The following is a 2,062-nucleotide window of genomic DNA, read 5'->3' as shown; positions in this document are numbered from 1 at the left end:
CCCGCGGGTCGCGCTCGGCGCCGCCGCGCTGCCGCCGGCCGCGCTGCTCGCCGTCCGTCGACACTGGCCGGACCTGTCCGGGTACGCCTCGGCGGGGCTGGCCATGGCGGCCGTGCTGGTCGGGCTCGGGCCGCTGGGCGTACCGGCCGATGAGCCGGTGGCGCTCTACGCGGCCGTGGCGGCGCTGCTGGTCGCCCTGGGCGGGTTCCGGACCCGGCCGCCGCTGCCGGTCGGCGAGACCGCGCGGCGGGTGGCCGGGGCGGTGCTGCTGACCGTGGCCGTGCTGGCCGTCGTCCCGGCGGTGCTGACCGCGCTGGTGGCCCCGTACGGCGGCCCGCCGTCGCCCTGGTCGGGGCGGCCCGGCGCGGCGCCCGACCCGGCGGCCCTGCCGGCGGGCCTGGCCCTGACCGTGCTGGCGCTCGCCGCCGTGGTGGCCGGCTGGCCGGGTCGTGCCGGAGGGGCCGGCGACGGCTCGACCACCGAACCCGGGCCGGCCGCCCCGGGCGGTGCCGCCGTGCCGGCCGGCACCGTTCCGGCCGGTCCCGCCGTCCCGGGCGGTGCTGCCGTTCCTGGCGGTGCCACCGTCTCGGCCGGCACTCCGACCGGTGCCGCCGTCCCGGCCGACCTCACTCCGGGTGTTGCCGCCGTCCCGGCCGGCAGCACCTCGGGCGGCGCCGGCGTCCTGGTCGGCGGCGGTTCGACGGTGTCTCGTGGGCCGCAGGGCTGGTGGTCGGCCGCGCTCACCGCCCTGCCGTTCGCCGCGGCCGCCGCGCCGGTGCTGCTGGTGGCCGCGGGCGCGCCCTGGCCCGTGGTGCCGGCCGTCGTGCTGGCCCTCGGCGTGACGGCGCTGCTGCTCGCCGCCCTGGCCGCGCCGCGCCCGCTGCTCGTCCCGGTCACCGCGCCGGTGGGGCTGGTGCTGACCGGATCCGGGATGCTCGGCCTGCTGGCCACCCGGGCCGGCACCCTTGCCGGCCTCGGCGTGCTGGTGGTGACCGCGACCGTGGTCGGTGTCGCCGGGCGCCGGGCCGAGGTACGCCTCGCCGGGACTCTGGTCGCCGTGGCCGCCGCCACCGCGCTCGCGGTCACCGCGCCGCTGGCCGGCGGTCTGCCGCTGCGTGCGGCCGCGTTCAGCGTGCTGGCGGTGGCGGCGCTCACCCTGGCCGTCGCCGCCGCCCTGGCCGGCCGGTGGCACCCGACAGCGGCCACGCTGGACGCCGCCGCCCAGGCGGTGGCGCTGGTCGGGCTGCTGCTCACCGGGGGCTCGCTCCGGCACGCCGCGGCGGTGTGCGTGCTCTGGGGGGCCGCCGTCGCGCTGCGGCTGCTGCGTCGGGGCGAGTCCGCCGGCCGGCGGTGGGCGTTCGCCGGCATCGCCGGCGGCACCGAGCTGCTCGGCGCGTGGCTGCTGCTGGCGGCTGGGGGTGTGGCGGTGCTGGAGGCGTACACCCTGCCGGCCGCGGCGCTCGCCCTCGGTGCCGGCACGCTGGCGCTGCGCACCCGCCCGGGGCTGAACAGCTGGCTCGCGCTCGGCCCCGGGCTGGCCGCCGGGCTGCTGCCCAGCCTGGTGTCGGTGCTGGTGGCACCGGAGCCGCAGCCGTGGCGTCGGCTGCTGCTCGGCGCCGCCGCGCTGGCCGTGGTGCTGGCCGGGGCGAGCCGACGGTGGCAGGCCCCCGTGCTGCTCGGCGGGGGCACCCTCACCCTGCTCGCGGTGCACGAGCTCGGCCGCGGCTGGGACCTGCTGCCCCGGTGGATCTTCCTGGCTGTCGGCGGGCTGGCGCTGATCGGGCTCGCCGCCACGTACGAGCGGCGGCGGCGGGACCTGGCCCGGCTGCGCGCCGCCGTGGGCCGGATGAGCTGAGCCGCCAGGGCGTCCGAGCCGAGTCGGGCCGGTCCTGGATGAGGTTGGCCGGCGTCCCACTCGCGCCCGAAGGCGTCGTGTCCGGTGCCGGCACGCTGGCGCTGCGCACCCGCCCGGGGCTGAACAGCTGGCTCGCGCTCGGCCCCGGGCTGGCCGCCGGGCTGCTGCCCAGCCTGGTGTCGGTGCTGGTGGCACCGGAGCCGCAGC

Annotated in this window: 1 protein-coding gene; it reads left to right on the top strand. The window is 80.9% G+C overall.

What is annotated here, in order from left to right:
• On the top strand, nt 1-1,855 hold a 1,855-nt coding region (locus DLJ47_RS36025; protein WP_446723622.1), incomplete at its 5' end, for an SCO7613 C-terminal domain-containing membrane protein.
• Nucleotides 1,856-2,062 lie beyond the last annotated feature (207 nt).

This window comes from Micromonospora sp. S4605 (assembly GCF_003176715.1).
Classification (GTDB): Bacteria; Actinomycetota; Actinomycetes; order Mycobacteriales; family Micromonosporaceae; genus Micromonospora; species Micromonospora echinaurantiaca.
The sequence above is the reverse complement of the archived record's forward strand: the minus strand, read 5'-3'. Positions and strand labels throughout refer to the sequence as shown.